This is a genomic window from Embleya scabrispora (assembly GCF_002024165.1).
Lineage (GTDB): Bacteria > Actinomycetota > Actinomycetes > Streptomycetales > Streptomycetaceae > Embleya > Embleya scabrispora_A.
In genome coordinates, this window is the sequence record NZ_MWQN01000001.1 from 2580204 (window position 1) to 2596782 (window position 16579).

Here is a 16579-nt window from a genome sequence, read left to right on the forward strand (position 1 = left end):
TATCAGCGGCCGTCAGCCGACGGGTCCACCGAAGATGTCGATCCGCTCGCCCTCTGCAAGGGTGACGATCGCGCGCTTCGTGTCCTTGCGCTTGCCGAAACCGGTCTTGGTGCGCTTGCGCTTGCCGACGCGGTTGATCGTGTTGACGCTTTCGACCTTGACCCCGAAGACCGCGATGACGGCCTGCTTGATCTGGGTCTTGTTGGCGTCGGGGTGCACGATGAACGTGTACTTGTTCTCGTCGATGAGCCCGTAGCTCTTCTCCGAGATCACCGGCTTCAGCAGCACGTCGCGCGGGTCGGTGTAGGTCTTGCTGGTGACCTTCGTCGTGCTCTCGACGGTGTCGGTGCTCACGCGATGCTCCCTTCGAGCTCGTCGGAGCCCGCGACCGCCGAGGCAGCCTTCGCCGGTCCGGCGATGAAGCGCTCCAGAGCGGCCTTCGTGAAGACCACGTCGTCGGAGACGAGCACGTCGTAGGTGTTCAGCTGCCCGACCTCGAGCACGTGCACCTGCGGGAGGTTGCGAGCGCTCAGCCAGGCGGCGGTGTCGGACTTCTCGACGACCAGGAGCAGGTTCTTGCGCTCGCTGATCTTGCCGAGGAGGGTCTTCGCGGCCTTGACCGAAGGCGTCTCGCCCTCGACCAGCGCGGAGACGCAGTGGATGCGCTCGTGCCGAGCCCGGTCCGAGAGGGCGCCGCGCAGGGCGGAGGCCTTCATCTTCTTCGGGGTCCGCTGCTCGTAGTCGCGCGGCACGGGACCGTGCACGACGCCACCACCGGCGAACTGCGGCGCGCGGGTCGAGCCCTGACGGGCGCGACCGGTGCCCTTCTGGCGGTACGGCTTGCGCCCACCGCCGCGGACCTCGCCACGAGTCTTGGTCTTGTGCGTGCCCTGACGGGCGGCGGCGAGCTGCGCCACGACGACCTGGTGGATCGTCGGGATGCTCACCTGGACGTCGAAGATCCCCGCGGGGAGCTCGATCGTCCCGGACTTGTCGCCGGCGGGCGAAAGAACGTCAATGCTGGTCATGAGATTCACACACCCTTCGCCGCAGTGCGCACCAGAACCAGGCCGCCGTTCGGACCGGGGACCGCACCCTTGATCAGGAGCAGGCCCTTCTCCGCGTCCACGGCGTGAACGGTCAGGTTCTGGGTGGAGACGCGCTCGTTGCCCATGCGGCCCGCCATGCGCACACCCTTGAACACACGACCCGGGGTGGCGCAGCCACCGATCGAGCCGGGCGAGCGGTGCTTGCGCTGCGTACCGTGCGAGCTGCCGAGACCCTTGAAGCCATGTCGCTTCATGACACCGGCCGTGCCCTTACCCTTCGAGGTGCCCATGACGTCGACCTTTTGGCCGGCCTCGAACACATCGGCGGTGATCTCCTGCGCCAGCGTGTACTCGCCGGCGTCGGAGGTGCGGAGCTCGACCAGGTGGCGACGCGGGGTCACACCGGCCTTGGCGAAGTGGCCGGCGAGCGGCTTGTTCACCTTGCGCGGGTCGATCGCGCCGAACGCGATCTGGACGGCGGAGTAGCCGTCGACCTCGCTGTTGCGGACCTGGGTCACGACGCACGGCCCGGCCTCGACCACAGTCACTGGAACGACGCGGTTGTTCTCGTCCCAGACCTGGGTCATGCCGAGCTTCTTGCCCAGGATGCCCTTCATCTGCTTCGTCATCGTCGGTGCGTCCTCAGAGCTTGATCTCGATGTCGACGCCGGCCGGCAGGTCGAGACGCATGAGCGAGTCGACCGTCTTCGGCGTGGGGTCGAGGATGTCGATGAGCCGCTTGTGAGTGCGCATCTCGAAGTGCTCGCGCGAGTCCTTGTACTTGTGCGGCGAGCGGATGACGCAGTACACGTTCTTCTCGGTCGGCAGCGGCACCGGTCCCGCAACCTGCGCACCAGTACGCGTCACCGTCTCGACGATCTTCTTCGCCGAGCTGTCGATGACCTCGTGGTCGTAGGCCTTGAGCCTGATGCGGATCTTCTGTCCCGCCATGGCTGCTTCGAATTCCTTCTCTCGTACCGCTGCGGATCACCCCCGCTGACACGGGGAGAAGACTTGGGCTGAAAACCCCTCGGGGTTTCCCTTCCCCGCCGACCCCCGCGGTCGGGCGTGTCGCCTTGTTGCTCACAAGCGCCCCTTGGAAACCCTTACGGGCGGCCTGGGGGCCTGGGCAACGTACGCTCGGCGTCACCTTCGCTGCGGCAAGCGAAAGGACGGCACGAGGTCACTAAGCGACGACGCCGGCTGCATGGGTGGCAGGACAGAAGTCCACCGATTGTTCGGAGCCAACGGGGGCCGCGCTACGTACCGTCTTCGCGACAGGCACGGCGCAGCCCGTTGTCCATCCGAGCAACTTGGCTAGTATGCCCCACCGATGGCGGGCTTGGCCAATCGAGCGGCTCCCCCGGGATGGAGAGAGCCCCCGAGCAATGGATATCCGGTCCCACCTAGGGGGTGGAATCGATCCGGACAAAGCCCCGCCCGCCGACCCAGGTGGACCGGCGGGCGGGATTTCATCACTTCTTGATCTTGACGACCTGGCCGGCGCCCACGGTGCGGCCACCCTCGCGGATGGCGAAACGCAGGCCCTCTTCCATGGCGATCGGCTGGATCAGCGCGACGTCCATGCCGGTGTTGTCACCCGGCATGACCATCTCGGTGCCCTCGGGGAGGGTCACCACGCCGGTCACGTCCGTCGTACGGAAGTAGAACTGCGGCCGGTAGTTGTTGAAGAAGGGGGTGTGACGGCCACCCTCGTCCTTCGACAGGATGTAGACCTGGGCCTCGAAGTCGGTGTGCGGCGTGACCGAACCCGGCTTGATGATGACCTGGCCGCGCTCGACGTCCTCGCGCTTGATGCCGCGGAGGAGCAGACCGACGTTCTCGCCCGCCTGGCCCTCGTCGAGCAGCTTGCGGAACATCTCGATGCCGGTGACCGTGGTGGTGGTCTTGGTCTCCTTGATGCCGACGATGTCGACAGTCTCGTTGACCTTGACGATGCCACGCTCGATGCGGCCGGTGACGACCGTGCCACGACCGGTGATCGTGAAGACGTCCTCGACGGGCATGAGGAACGGCTTGTCGGTGTCACGCGGCGGGGTCGGGATCGCCTCGTCGACGGCGGCCATCAGCTCGAGGAGCTTGCCACCCCACTCCTTGTCGCCCTCGAGCGCCTTGAGCGCCGAGACCCGCACGACCGGAAGGTCGTCGCCCGGGAACTCGTACTCGGAGAGGAGCTCGCGCACCTCGAGCTCGACGAGCTCCAGGATCTCCTCGTCGTCCACCATGTCGGCCTTGTTCAGCGCGACCACGATGTACGGAACGCCGACCTGGCGGGCCAGGAGCACGTGCTCCTTGGTCTGCGGCATCGGGCCGTCGGTGGCGGCGACCACGAGGATCGCGCCGTCCATCTGCGCGGCACCGGTGATCATGTTCTTGATGTAGTCGGCGTGCCCGGGGCAGTCGACGTGCGCGTAGTGACGGTTCTCCGTCTGGTACTCGACGTGCGCGATCGAGATCGTGATACCGCGCTGCCGCTCCTCCGGCGCCTTGTCGATCTGGTCGAACGGCGTGAAGGGGTTCAGGTCCGGGTACGCGTCGTGCAGCACCTTGGTAATCGCCGCGGTCAGCGTCGTCTTACCGTGGTCGATGTGACCAATGGTGCCGATGTTGACGTGCGGCTTAGTCCGCTCGAACTTAGCCTTCGCCACTGGGGTCCTCCTGTGGACTGGTTCTTTACGCCGTACGACGTCGGGTATCGGGGGTGAGCCGGGGCGGAGGCCCCGGAGTCCGTCTACGGACCCCGGGTCCCCCAGGTATCGCTGGTGCCGCGCCTGCGGGAAATTACTCGCCGCGCGACTTGGCGATGATCTCCTCGGCGACGTTCCTCGGAACCTCGGCGTAGGAGTCGAACTGCATGGAGTAGCTCGCGCGACCCGAGGTCTTGCTGCGGAGGTCGCCGACATAGCCGAACATCTCCGACAGCGGGACCAGAGCCTTGACGACACGCGCACCGAAGCGCTCGTCCATGGCCTGGATCTGGCCGCGACGCGAGTTGAGGTCGCCGATCACATCGCCCATGTAGTCCTCGGGCGTGGTGACCTCGACGGCCATCATCGGCTCGAGAAGAGCCGGCGACGCCTGCCGAGCCGCTTCCTTGAACGCCTGCGAACCGGCGATCTTGAAGGCGAGTTCGGACGAGTCGACCTCGTGGTAGCCACCGTCGATCAGCGTCAGACGCACGCCGACCATCGGGTAGCCCGCGAGCACGCCGTACTGCATGGCCTCCTGCGCGCCCGCGTCGACCGAGGGGATGTACTCCCTCGGGATGCGGCCACCGGTGACCTTGTTGACGAACTCGTACGCGTCGCCCTCGAGCGGCTCGAGCGCGATCTGCACCTTGGCGAACTGACCGGTACCACCGGTCTGCTTCTTGTGCGTGTAGTCCACGCGCTCGACGACCTTGCGGATCGTCTCGCGGTAGGCCACCTGCGGCTTGCCGACGTTGGCCTCCACGCGGAACTCGCGCTTCATCCGGTCGACGAGCACCTCGAGGTGCAGCTCGCCCATGCCACCGATGATGGTCTGGCCGGTCTCCTCCTCGGTGTGCACCTGGAAGGAGGGGTCCTCTGCGGCGAGGGACTGGATGGCGACACCCAGCTTCTCCTGGTCGCCCTTGGACTTCGGCTCGATCGCGACCTCGATGACCGGGGCCGGGAACGTCATCGACTCCAGGATCACCGCGTTCGACGGGTCGCAGAGCGTCTCGCCGGTGGTGGTGTCCTTCAGACCCATCACCGCGATGATGTCGCCCGCGCCGACCGACGGGATCTCCTCACGCTTGTTCGCGTGCATCCGGTAGATCTTGCCGATGCGCTCCTTCTTGCCCTTCACCGAGTTCAGCACGGAGCTGCCGGCTTCCAGGACACCCGAGTAGACCCGGACGAAGGTGAGCTTGCCGAGGTGCGGGTCACGCATGATCTTGAACGCGAGGCCCGCGAAGGGCTCGTCGTCGCTCGGCTGGCGAACGATGACTTCCTCTTCGTTGTTGACCGCGTGACCCTGGATGCCCTCGATGTCGAGCGGCGACGGCAGGTAGCGCACGACCGCGTCGAGCAGGGGCTGGACGCCCTTGTTCTTGAACGCGGTACCGCAGAACACGGGGGTGAACGTGGGCTTGCCCTTGTTCTCACCCTTGGTCGAGGCGATGGTCGCGCGACGGATCGCGGCGATCAGCTGCTCCGTGTCGGGCTCCTGGCCCTCCAGGTACAGCTCCATCATCTGGTCGTCGTATTCGGCGATCGTCTCGAGCAGCTTGCCGCGGTATTCGGCGGCCGCCTCGACGTGCGTGGCCGGGATGTCGACGACGTCGTACATCTCGCCCTTGGCCGCTTCGGCGGACCAGACCAGCGCCTTCATGGCGACCAGGTCGACAACGCCCTGGAAGTCCATCTCGGTGCCGATCGGCAGCTGCATGACCAGCGGAACCGCGCCCAGGCGCGCGTCGATCATGTCGACGCAGCGGTGGAACTCGGCGCCGGTGCGGTCGAGCTTGTTCACGAAGCAGATGCGCGGCACGCCGTACCGGTCGGCCTGACGCCAAACGGTCTCGGACTGCGGCTCCACGCCGGCGACACCGTCGAAGACGGTGACGGCGCCGTCGAGCACGCGCAGCGAACGCTCCACCTCGACGGTGAAGTCGACGTGGCCCGGGGTGTCGATGATGTTGATCGTGTGATCGACGTCGTCGAGCGTCCAGTGACAGGTCGTCGCGGCAGACGTGATGGTGATGCCGCGCTCCTGCTCCTGTTCCATCCAGTCCATGGTGGCAGCGCCCTCATGAACCTCACCGATCTTGTAGTTGACCCCGGTGTAGAACAGGATCCGCTCGGTGGTGGTGGTCTTGCCCGCGTCGATGTGGGCCATGATGCCGATGTTTCGGACCTTGGCCAGATCAAGAGCAGTGGTAGCCATCGTGGCTTGTCTTCTCTCGGCTTCTCGTCGTTGCGGGTGGAACTACCAGCGGTAGTGCGCGAAGGCCTTGTTGGACTCGGCCATCTTGTGGGTGTCCTCGCGGCGCTTGACCGCGGCACCCAGACCGTTGCTCGCGTCCAGCAGCTCGTTCATCAAACGCTCGGTCATCGTCTTCTCGCGACGGGCGCGGGAGTAGCCGACGAGCCAGCGGAGAGCGAGGGTCGTGGAGCGGCCCGGACGGACCTCGACCGGCACCTGGTAGGTCGCGCCACCGACACGGCGGCTGCGGACCTCGAGGGTCGGCTTCACGTTCTCGAGCGCGCGCTTGAGCGTGATGACCGGGTCGGTACCGGTCTTCTCGCGGCAGCCTTCGAGCGCGCCATAGACGATCTTCTCGGCGACGGAGCGCTTGCCGCTCATCAGGACCTTGTTCACCAGCGAGGTGACCAGCGGCGAGTTGTAAACCGGGTCGATGATGACCGGTCGCTTGGGGGCAGGGCCCTTACGCGGCATTAGCTCTTCTCCTTCTTCGCGCCGTAGCGGCTGCGCGCCTGCTTGCGGTTCTTGACACCCTGGGTGTCGAGCGAACCACGGATGATCTTGTAGCGGACACCGGGGAGGTCCTTCACACGACCACCGCGAACGAGCACGATGGAGTGCTCCTGGAGGTTGTGACCCTCGCCGGGAATGTAGGCCGTCACCTCGATGCCACTCGTGAGGCGCACACGCGCGACCTTGCGAAGCGCAGAGTTCGGCTTCTTCGGCGTCGTCGTGTAAACACGGGTGCACACGCCGCGACGCTGCGGGCTCCCCTTGAGCGCCGGAGTCTTGGCCTTGTCGACCTTGTCCTGGCGGCCCTTTCGGACCAGCTGCTGGATCGTGGGCACCGCGTCTCCGTCTTCTTCGTGCCGAGCGGTCTTTTTGAAGCGACTGCAATGTCTGAATCGGCCTGCATCCCGGTCGACGCCGGAACCACCGGCAAGCCCGACCCCCGCGGTCGGGCGTGTCGCCCGGTCTTGGGAGTGTGCTTGCTCAGGAGGCTGCGGGTCGGTCTCCCGCGCCCTCTCACGCACGCATCCCGAGAGGTTTGCGGTGAGCGCAGGCACAAGAGCCCGGGGACACCCCAGGCACAAGGAGAGAGACTACCTACCACAGCAGCAGAGGTCAAAGCGAAAAGAAAGACCCCCACCACGACACCGAATCCGACGCTCTCACGCTGGTGGAGCACCGATTCGCTCGGGCCGATATGTCACTCTCCGGGCCCCACCGTACCCGGCATCGCGGCAAGAGGCGAACGAGCGCACGGGGCCGCTCCCCCGGGCGGGCCGGGCTTCGGGTCAGCGCACGCCGCTTCCTCCGACGAGCAGGCCGAGGTAATCGGAATACCCGTGGTCGTGCCCGGAATCGACGATGAGCGCCACGATCACCACCGCGAGCACCGCCATGCCGACCCAGCCGAGCACCACGCCGGCGATCGCCATGCCGCGGCCCTCCTGGCCGGTGCGGGCGGTCTGGGCCAGGGCTATGTGCCCGAAGATCACCGCGAGCAGGCTGCCGAGCCAGTAGATCCAGACGATGCCCAGGATCATCGACGCGATGGCCAGGCCGTTGGTGCCCGGCTGGGGCAGGTGACCGCCGTAGCCGGGCTGGTAGTAGCCGTAGGCGTGGGGCGGTTGGCCGTAGGGGGCGTGCGGGTCGTAGGGCTGCCCGTACGGCGCCTGGCCGTAGCCGTACGACGCGGCAGGGTCGCCGTACGGCGCCTGCCCGCCGGGGGCGCCGTAGGGGCCCTGCGAGTCGTCGGCGGGTCGTTCGCCGAAGGAGCCGTACGGGCCGGGCCCGCCGGGGGTGCTCATGGGTCCCTCCCGGGGTACGACGGAGCGTTGAGAGCATCGTCGCACCCCCGGGACCCTCGTGGAGAGACCTTCGGGCACGCGGGCTCGGACATGCGGCAGGGCCGCCACCCCGAAGGATGGCGGCCCTGTCCGGTACCGGGGCGGATCAGCCCTGGTAGCCGCCGAAGTCGTACTCCTCCAGCGGGACGGCCTGGCCGGAGCCGGAACCGAACGCGGAGTAGTCGGCCTCGTCGTACCCGGACATCGAGTACATGGCGGCCTTGGCCTCCTCGGTCGGCTCGACCCGGATGTTGCGGTAGCGGGGCATGCCCGTACCGGCCGGGATGAGCTTGCCCAGGATCACGTTCTCCTTCAGGCCGAGCAGCGGGTCCGACTTGGCGTGGATCGCCGCGTCGGTGAGCACCCGGGTGGTCTCCTGGAAGGAGGCCGCCGACAGCCACGACTCGGTGGCCAGCGACGCCTTGGTGATGCCCATGAGCTGCGGACGGCCCGAGGCCGGGTGCCCGCTCTCCGACATGACCCGACGGTTCTCGGTCTCGAAGCGCCCGCGCTCGACCAGCTCGCCCGGAAGCAGCTCGGCGTCGCCCGACTCGATGATCGTCACGCGGCGGAGCATCTGCCGAATGATGATCTCGATGTGCTTGTCGTGGATCGACACACCCTGCGAGCGGTAGACCTGCTGGACCTCCGCCACGAGGTGGATCTGCACCGCGCGCTGACCGAGGATGCGCAGCACGTCGTGCGGATTGACCGCGCCGACGAGCATCTTCTGGCCGACGTCGACGTGGTCGCCCTCCTCGACCAGCAGGCGCGAGCGCTTGCTGACCGCGTACGCCAGTTCCTCGGAACCGTCGTCCGGCACCACGACGACCTTGCGGGTCTTCTCGGTGTCCTCGATGCGGACCCGACCGGCCGCCTCGCTGATCGGAGCGACACCCTTGGGGGTGCGCGCCTCGAAGAGCTCGACGACACGGGGCAGACCCTGGGTGATGTCGTCACCCGCCACACCACCGGTGTGGAAGGTACGCATCGTCAGCTGGGTGCCGGGCTCACCGATCGACTGGGCGGCGATGATGCCGACCGCCTCGCCGATGTCCACCAGCTTGCCGGTGGCCAGCGAACGGCCATAGCACATCGCGCAGGTGCCGACCTTGGACTCGCAGGTCAGCACCGACCGCGTCTTCACCGACTCGACGCCTTCGGCGACGAGGTGGTTGATGATCACGTCGCCGAGGTCGGCGTTGGCCGGGGCCAGCACCTTGCCGTCGACGACGACGTCCTCGGCCAGGTTGCGGGCGTAGACGCTGGTCTCGACGTCGTCGTCCTTGCGGAGCACGCCGTCGGCACCACGCGTGGCGATCGACAACACCAGACCGCGGTCGGTGCCGCAGTCCTCCTCGCGCACGATGACGTCCTGCGAGACGTCCACCAGACGACGGGTCAGGTAACCCGAGTCGGCGGTACGCAGCGCGGTGTCGGCCAGACCCTTACGGGCACCGTGCGTCGAGATGAAGTACTCGAGCACGGACAGGCCCTCGCGGAAGGACGCCTTGATGGGACGGGGAATCGTCTCGTTCTTGGCGTTCGACACCAGACCGCGCATACCCGCGATCTGCCGCATCTGCATCATGTTTCCGCGAGCACCCGAGTCGACCATCATGAAGATGGGGTTCGTCTTGGGGAAGTTCAGGTTCATCGCCTCGGCGACCTCGTTGGTCGCCTTGGTCCAGATCTGAATCTGCTCCTGCTGACGCTCGTCCTTGGTGATCAGGCCGCGCTCGTACTGCTTCTGGACCTTCTCGGCCTGGGCCTCGAAGCGCTCCAGGATCTCCTTCTTCGCCGGCGGGACGACGACGTCGGAGATCGAGACGGTGACACCGGAACGGGTGGCCCAGTGGAAGCCGGCCTCCTTCAGGTTGTCGAGCGTCGCCGCCACGACCACCTTCGGGTACCGCTCCGCCAAGTCGTTGACGATGACCGACAGCGTCTTCTTGCCGATCTCCTCGTCGACGAACGGGTAGTCCGCCGGCAGGAGCTCGTTGAACAGCGCGCGACCGAGCGAGGTGCGCACGCGCAGCGGCGAACCGGGCTCCCAGCCCTCGGGCGCGACCCAGCCGCGCGACGGGACGGTGCCCGCCGGCAGCCGCAGCTCGATCTTCGCCTGCAGGTCGAGCTCACGGGCGTCGAACGCCATGATCGCCTCGGCCGTGGACGCGAAGACGCGCCCGTCGCCCTTGGTGTTCTCCCGCTCGGAGGTCAGGAAGAACAGCCCGAGCACCATGTCCTGGGTCGGCATGGTGACGGGGCGACCGTCGGCCGGCTTCAGGATGTTGTTGCTGGACAACATCAGGATGCGGGCCTCGGCCTGCGCCTCCGCGGACAGCGGCAGGTGCACGGCCATCTGGTCACCGTCGAAGTCCGCGTTGAACGCGGTGCACACGAGCGGGTGGATCTGGATGGCCTTGCCCTCGACGAGCTGCGGCTCGAACGCCTGGATGCCCAGGCGGTGCAGCGTCGGTGCGCGGTTGAGCAGTACCGGGTGCTCGGCGATGACCTCTTCGAGCACGTCCCACACCACGGGGCGGGCACGCTCGACCATGCGCTTGGCCGACTTGATGTTCTGCGCGTGGTTGAGGTCCACCAGGCGCTTCATCACGAACGGCTTGAACAGCTCGAGCGCCATGGCCTTCGGCAGACCGCACTGGTGCAGCTTGAGCTGCGGGCCGACGACGATGACCGAACGCGCGGAGTAGTCCACGCGCTTGCCGAGCAGGTTCTGCCGGAAACGACCCTGCTTGCCCTTGAGCATGTCGGACAGCGACTTGAGCGGGCGGTTGCCCGGACCCGTCACCGGACGACCGCGGCGGCCGTTGTCGAACAGCGCGTCGACGGCCTCCTGGAGCATGCGCTTCTCGTTGTTCACGATGATCTCGGGGCACCGAGGTCGAGCAGGCGCTTCAGGCGGTTGTTGCGGTTGATCACGCGGCGGTACAGGTCGTTCAGGTCGGAGGTCGCGAAGCGGCCACCGTCCAGCTGCACCATCGGACGCAGGTCCGGCGGGATCACCGGGACGCAGTCCAGGACCATGCCGTTGGGGCTGTTCCGGGTCTGCTGGAACGCGGAGACGACCTTGAGGCGCTTGAGCGCGCGGGTCTTCTTCTGGCCCTTGCCGGTGCGGATGATCTCGCGCAGCTTCTCGGCCTCGGCGTCGAGGTCGAACGACTCCAGCCGACGCTGGAGCGCCTGCGCGCCCATGCCGCCCATGAAGTAGGTGCCGAAGCGGTCCCGCATCTCGCGGAACAGGATCTCGTCGCCTTCGAGGTCCTGGACCTTGAGGTTCTTGAACCGGGTCCACACGTCGTCGAGCCGGTCCAGCTCGCGCTGGTTGCGGTCGCGCAGCTGCTTCATCTCGCGCTCGGCGCCTTCGCGCACCTTGCGGCGCACGTCGGACTTGGCGCCCTCGGCCTCCAGCTCGGCGAGGTCGGCTTCGAGCTTCTTCTGCCGCTCCTCGACGCTGGCGTCACGGCGCTGCTCGATCTGCTGACGCTCGACCGAGATCTTGGCGTCGAGGGACGGCAGGTCGCGCTGGCGGCGCTCGTCGTCGACGTACGTGATCATGTACGCCGCGAAGTAGATGACCTTTTCCAGGTCCTTCGGGGCCAGGTCGAGCAGGTAGCCGAGGCGGCTGGGCACACCCTTGAAGTACCAGATGTGCGTGACCGGCGCGGCGAGCTCGATGTGGCCCATGCGCTCACGACGCACCTTGGCGCGAGTGACCTCGACGCCGCAGCGCTCGCAGATGATGCCCTTGAAGCGGACACGCTTGTACTTGCCGCAGTAGCACTCCCAGTCCCGGGTCGGACCGAAGATCTTCTCGCAGAAGAGCCCGTCCTTTTCCGGCTTCAGGGTGCGGTAGTTGATGGTCTCGGGCTTCTTGACCTCGCCGTGCGACCACTGGCGGATGTCGTCTGCGGTAGCGAGGCCGATACGCAGCTCGTCGAAGAAGTTGACGTCGAGCACTGTTTCGTCAATCCCTCTTTCGGGGTTTGGTCCCGGCGGTCACGGCGGGGGCTGTGCCGTGTCCACCAGTGTGTGTCTTCATCAGGACTGGGGTCGAAATCCCGGGTCCGGCCTCGCGGCCGGACCCGGGAGGGAGCCTCAGACCTCTTCGACGCTGCTCGGCTCGCGCCGCGACAGGTCGATTCCAAGCTCCTCCGCAGCGCGGAAGACGTCCTCGTCGGTGTCGCGCATCTCGATCGACATACCGTCGCTGGAGAGGACCTCCACGTTGAGGCAGAGCGACTGCATCTCCTTGATGAGCACCTTGAAGGACTCGGGGATGCCCGGCTCCGGGATGTTCTCGCCCTTGACGATCGCCTCGTACACCTTCACGCGGCCGAGGACGTCGTCGGACTTGATGGTCAGCAGTTCCTGGAGGGCGTAGGCGGCACCGTATGCCTCGAGCGCCCACACCTCCATCTCACCGAAGCGCTGGCCACCGAACTGGGCCTTACCACCCAGCGGCTGCTGGGTGATCATCGAGTAGGGACCGGTCGACCGGGCGTGCAGCTTGTCGTCGACCAGGTGGTGCAGCTTGAGGATGTACATGTAGCCGACCGAGACCGGGTGCGGGAACGGCTCGCCGGAGCGGCCGTCGTACATCTTCGCCTTGCCGGTGCCGTCGATCAGCCGGACACCGTCACGGGTCTTGTTGGTCGAGTCGAGGAGACCGGTGATCTCCTCCTCGCGCGCGCCGTCGAAGACCGGGGTGGCGACGTTGGTGCCGGGGGCACCCTGGTCGGCCGCGATCGCCCGGAGGCGACCCTTCCAGTCCTCGTCGTCGCCCTCGACGCTCCAGCCGGTCTTGGCGATCCAGCCGAGGTGCGTCTCCAGGACCTGACCCGGGTTCATCCGGGACGGGACGCCGAGCGGGTTGAGGATGATGTCGACCGGGGTGCCGTCCTCCAGGAACGGCATGTCCTCGACCGGCAGGATCTTCGAGATGACGCCCTTGTTGCCGTGCCGACCGGCGAGCTTGTCACCGTCGGTGATCTTGCGCTTCTGCGCGACGTAGACGCGGACCAGCTGGTTCACGCCCGGCGGCAGCTCGTCGCCGGCCTCGCGGTCGAACACGCGCACGCCGATGACCTTGCCGGACTCGCCGTGCGGGACCTTGAGCGAGGTGTCGCGCACCTCGCGCGCCTTCTCGCCGAAGATCGCGCGGAGCAGGCGCTCCTCCGGGGTCAGCTCGGTCTCGCCCTTGGGCGTGACCTTGCCGACCAGGATGTCGCCGGGGACGACGTCGGCGCCGATCCGGATGATGCCGCGCTCGTCCAGGTCGGCGAGGACCTCTTCGGAGACGTTCGGGATGTCCCGGGTGATCTCCTCCGGGCCGAGCTTGGTGTCACGGGCGTCGACCTCGTGCTCCTCGATGTGGATCGAGGAGAGGACGTCGTCCTGCACCAGACGCTGCGACAGGATGATCGCGTCTTCGTAGTTGTGGCCCTCCCACGGCATGAACGCCACGAGGAGGTTCTTGCCGAGGGCCATCTCGCCCTCTTCGGTGCACGGACCGTCGGCCAGCACCTGGCCGGCCTCGACCCGCGCGCCCTCGTCGACGACGACCTTCTGGTTGAAGGACGTGCCCTGGTTGGAGCGCATGAACTTCTGCACGCGGTACGTGGTGTACGTCGCGTCGTCGTTCATCACGGTGATGTAGTCGGCCGAGACGTCCTGCACCACGCCGGGCTTCTCGGCGGTGATCACGTCGGCGGCGTCGACCGCGGCTCGGTACTCCATGCCGGTGCCCACCAGCGGCGACTCCGCCTTCAGCAGCGGCACCGCCTGGCGCATCATGTTCGAGCCCATCAGCGCGCGGTTCGCGTCGTCGTGCTCGAGGAACGGGATCATCGCGGTCGCGACCGACACCATCTGGCGCGGCGAGACGTCCATGTAGTCGACTTCGTCGCCGGGGATGTAGTCGATCTCGCCGCCGCGGCGGCGCACGAGCACACGGGCCTCGGCGAACGAGTCGTCCTCGTTCAGCGGGGCGTTGGCCTGCGCGATGACGAAGCGGTCCTCTTCGTCGGCCGTCAGGTAGTCGACGCCGTCGGTGACCCGGCCCTCGACGACCTTGCGGTACGGCGTCTCGACGAAGCCGAACGCGTTGACCCGGCCGTAGGAGGCGAGCGAGCCGATCAGGCCGATGTTCGGGCCTTCGGGGGTCTCGATCGGGCACATGCGGCCGTAGTGCGACGGGTGCACGTCGCGGACCTCGAAGCCGGCCCGCTCACGCGAGAGGCCACCGGGGCCGAGCGCGGACAGACGACGCTTGTGGGTCAGGCCCGACAGCGGGTTCGTCTGGTCCATGAACTGCGACAGCTGGCTGGTGCCGAAGAACTCCTTGATGGAGGCGACGACCGGCCGGATGTTGATCAGCGTCTGCGGCGTGATCGCCTCGACGTCCTGGGTGGTCATGCGCTCGCGGACGACGCGCTCCATCCGGGCCAGGCCGGTACGGACCTGGTTTTGGATGAGCTCGCCGACGTTGCGCAGGCGGCGGTTGCCGAAGTGGTCGATGTCGTCGACCTCGACCACGATCTCCTGGCCCGACGCGCCTTCCATGGCCTCTTCGCCGGCGTGCAGCTTGACCAGGTACTTGATGGTCGCGATGACGTCTTCGACGGTCATGACGCCGGCGTCCAGCGCCTGCTCGACCCCGAGCTTCTTGTTCACCTTGTAGCGGCCGACCTTGGCGAGGTCGTAGCGCTTCGGGTTGAAGTAGAGGTTCTCGAGCAGGGTCTGCGCGGCCTCGCGGGTCGGCGGCTCCCCCGGACGCAGCTTGCGGTAGATGTCGAGCAGCGCGTCGTCCTGGCCCTGGGTGTGGTCCTTCTCCAGGGTCTGGCGCATCGACTCGTACTGGCCGAACTCCTCCAGGATCTGGGAGTCGGTCCAGCCGAGCGCCTTGAGCAGCACGGTGACGCTCTGCTTGCGCTTGCGGTCGATGCGGACACCGACGGTGTCGCGCTTGTCGATCTCCAGCTCCAGCCAGGCACCGCGCGAGGGAATCACCTTCGCGCTGAAGATGTCCTTGTCGGACGTCTTGTCGACCTGGCTGTCGAAGTAGACACCCGGCGAGCGGACCAGCTGGGACACCACGACACGCTCGGTGCCGTTGATGATGAAGGTGCCCTTGTTGGTCATGAGCGGGAAGTCGCCCATGAAGACCGTCTGGCTCTTGATCTCGCCGGTCTCGTTGTTGGTGAACTCGGCCGTGACGAACAGCGGCGCCGAGTAGGTGAAGTCGCGCTCCTTGCACTCCTCGATGGAGTTCTTCGGAGGTTCGAACCGGTGGTCCCGGAACGTCAGGGACATCGAACCGGAGAAGTCCTCGATCGGCGAGATCTCTTCGAAGATCTCTTCGAGTCCGGACTTGGTGGGCACATCCTGTCCGCCCGCGAGGGCGGCCTCGACCCGTGCCTTCCACGCACTGTTGCCGAGCAGCCAGTCGAAGCTCTCGGTCTGCAACGCGAGAAGGTTCGGAACCTCCAGGGGTTCCCTGATCTTGGCGAAGGAGATGCGGAGCGGGGCAGTGGCGGCGCCGGGGTTGGTAGCGGAGGCGGTGCGCGAGGCGGCCAAGAGGGGTCCTTCCGAGGGCTCGGACTCACTATGCGCATACTGGACGGCCCGGGTTCATACACCGGGGTAAGTCAATAGGCAGCGCAAAGGGTCAGTGTAGCCACAAGGCACACCGCTGTCCAGCCCCTATGAAGGGCCGGTCCACCACCCGGATTCGTGAACCATCCGGCAACCGTGCTTCAGGGGTGCGTCCGAAGAATTGCGCGCCCCGATCCGTTCGTCAAGGGGTTGCTTTCCCCCTGACAGCCGACGGAACCCTTCCGAGCGCCGAGAAAACCGGACCTCCGTCCCGAACTCGCGGCCTGCGGCGAGAGTCTCGTCACAGCGGCCGACCGAGTTGGCGAGAAGCCTCGGGAAGCCGCAAAAACACGGTAGACCGCCGGTCCGACAACGCCCGGACGGCGCGCTTCGAACCGGCCGCGCGCGCCCTGGCGCACGCCCTCGGCGAGGACACGACGACGCTGGTGCGCGGGGGTTCGGCGACTGCTCAGGGTGTTGGGAGTATCACCCTTTCGGGCGAGGCCGATCGGGGCGGATCGGGCGCCGCGCGACGCCTTGCGGTGACCCGTCGAAGCCGGCGGACCGGGTGCGGGCGGCCCCGGAATCGGCCCCGGAAAGCCCGAAGGCGACCGCCCTGACGGACGATCGCCTTCGGTGATGCCGCCCGCGTGGGCGGCGTCTGATTACTTGACCTCGACCGAGGCGCCGGCGCCTTCGAGGGCGGCCTTCGCCTTCTCGGCGGCCTCCTTCGAGACCTTCTCCAGGAGCGCCTTGGGGGCGGAGTCCACGAGGTCCTTGGCCTCCTTCAGGCCGAGGCTCGTGAGCGCGCGCACCTCCTTGATGACCTGGATCTTCTTGTCGCCGGCACCCGTGAGGATGACGTCGAACTCGTCCTGCTCCTCGACGGCCTCGGCAGCGGCGCCGCCGCCGGCGGGGCCGGCGATGACGGCGGCCGGGGCGGCGGCCTTGACGTCGAAGGTCTCCTCGAACAGCTTCACGAAGTCCGCGAGCTGGATGAGGGGCATGGCCTTGAACTCTTCGATGAGCTCTTCGTGGGTGAGCGCCATGGTCGGCGATCCTTCCTGATCATTCGGCTGGTGCCGGGTG

The 16579-nt window shown here is 67.0% G+C and carries 11 protein-coding genes and 1 pseudogene; all 12 read right to left on the reverse strand.

Features of this window, described 5'->3' with window-relative positions:
• Positions 1 to 12: 12 nt before the first annotated feature.
• Positions 13 to 354 carry a 50S ribosomal protein L23 gene (rplW, locus tag B4N89_RS11245; RefSeq protein WP_020549235.1) on the reverse strand — a complete coding sequence of 114 codons (342 nt, stop codon included), beginning with the start codon at positions 352 to 354 and terminating at the stop codon, positions 13 to 15.
• On the reverse strand, positions 351 to 1028 hold the full coding sequence (gene rplD / locus B4N89_RS11250; RefSeq protein ID WP_078975730.1) for a 50S ribosomal protein L4: 678 nt from the start codon (positions 1026 to 1028) through the stop codon (positions 351 to 353). Before rplD ends, rplW begins: the two co-directional genes overlap by 4 nt.
• Positions 1029 to 1033: 5 nt before the next feature.
• Positions 1034 to 1678, reverse strand: a complete 645-nt coding sequence (gene rplC, locus B4N89_RS11255) for a 50S ribosomal protein L3 (protein WP_078975731.1) — start codon at positions 1676 to 1678, stop codon at positions 1034 to 1036.
• A 13-nt stretch (positions 1679 to 1691) separates the two neighbouring features.
• Entirely contained in the window at positions 1692 to 2000 is a 309-nt protein-coding gene (rpsJ, locus tag B4N89_RS11260) for a 30S ribosomal protein S10 (RefSeq protein ID WP_020549238.1), read from the reverse strand.
• A 524-nt stretch (positions 2001 to 2524) separates the two neighbouring features.
• Positions 2525 to 3718, reverse strand: coding sequence for an elongation factor Tu (tuf, locus tag B4N89_RS11265; RefSeq protein ID WP_078975732.1), 1194 nt, complete (start codon positions 3716 to 3718; stop codon positions 2525 to 2527).
• Between the two features lie 133 nt (positions 3719 to 3851).
• Positions 3852 to 5981 carry an elongation factor G gene (gene fusA / locus B4N89_RS11270; RefSeq protein WP_078975733.1) on the reverse strand — a complete coding sequence of 710 codons (2130 nt, stop codon included), beginning with the start codon at positions 5979 to 5981 and terminating at the stop codon, positions 3852 to 3854.
• A gap of 42 nt (positions 5982 to 6023) precedes the next feature.
• The gene (rpsG, locus tag B4N89_RS11275; protein ID WP_020549241.1) at positions 6024 to 6494 is read right to left on the reverse strand and encodes a 30S ribosomal protein S7; all 471 of its coding nucleotides are present in this window, start codon (positions 6492 to 6494) and stop codon (positions 6024 to 6026) included.
• Positions 6494 to 6868, reverse strand: a complete 375-nt coding sequence (gene rpsL / locus B4N89_RS11280) for a 30S ribosomal protein S12 (RefSeq protein ID WP_020549242.1) — start codon at positions 6866 to 6868, stop codon at positions 6494 to 6496. The genes rpsG and rpsL overlap by 1 nt, the downstream gene beginning before the upstream one ends.
• 450 nt (positions 6869 to 7318) lie before the next feature.
• On the reverse strand, positions 7319 to 7834 hold the full coding sequence (locus tag B4N89_RS50690; RefSeq protein WP_078975734.1) for a DUF4190 domain-containing protein: 516 nt from the start codon (positions 7832 to 7834) through the stop codon (positions 7319 to 7321).
• Between the two features lie 145 nt (positions 7835 to 7979).
• Positions 7980 to 11854, reverse strand: a pseudogene (locus B4N89_RS11290) (DNA-directed RNA polymerase subunit beta').
• Positions 11855 to 11992: 138 nt separating this feature from the next.
• On the reverse strand, positions 11993 to 15472 hold the full coding sequence (rpoB, locus tag B4N89_RS11295; RefSeq protein ID WP_078975735.1) for a DNA-directed RNA polymerase subunit beta: 3480 nt from the start codon (positions 15470 to 15472) through the stop codon (positions 11993 to 11995).
• Between the two features lie 683 nt (positions 15473 to 16155).
• Complete coding sequence (gene rplL / locus B4N89_RS11300; RefSeq protein ID WP_078975736.1) at positions 16156 to 16539, reverse strand: 50S ribosomal protein L7/L12; 384 nt, start codon at positions 16537 to 16539, stop codon at positions 16156 to 16158.
• Between the last annotated feature and the right edge of the window lie 40 nt (positions 16540 to 16579).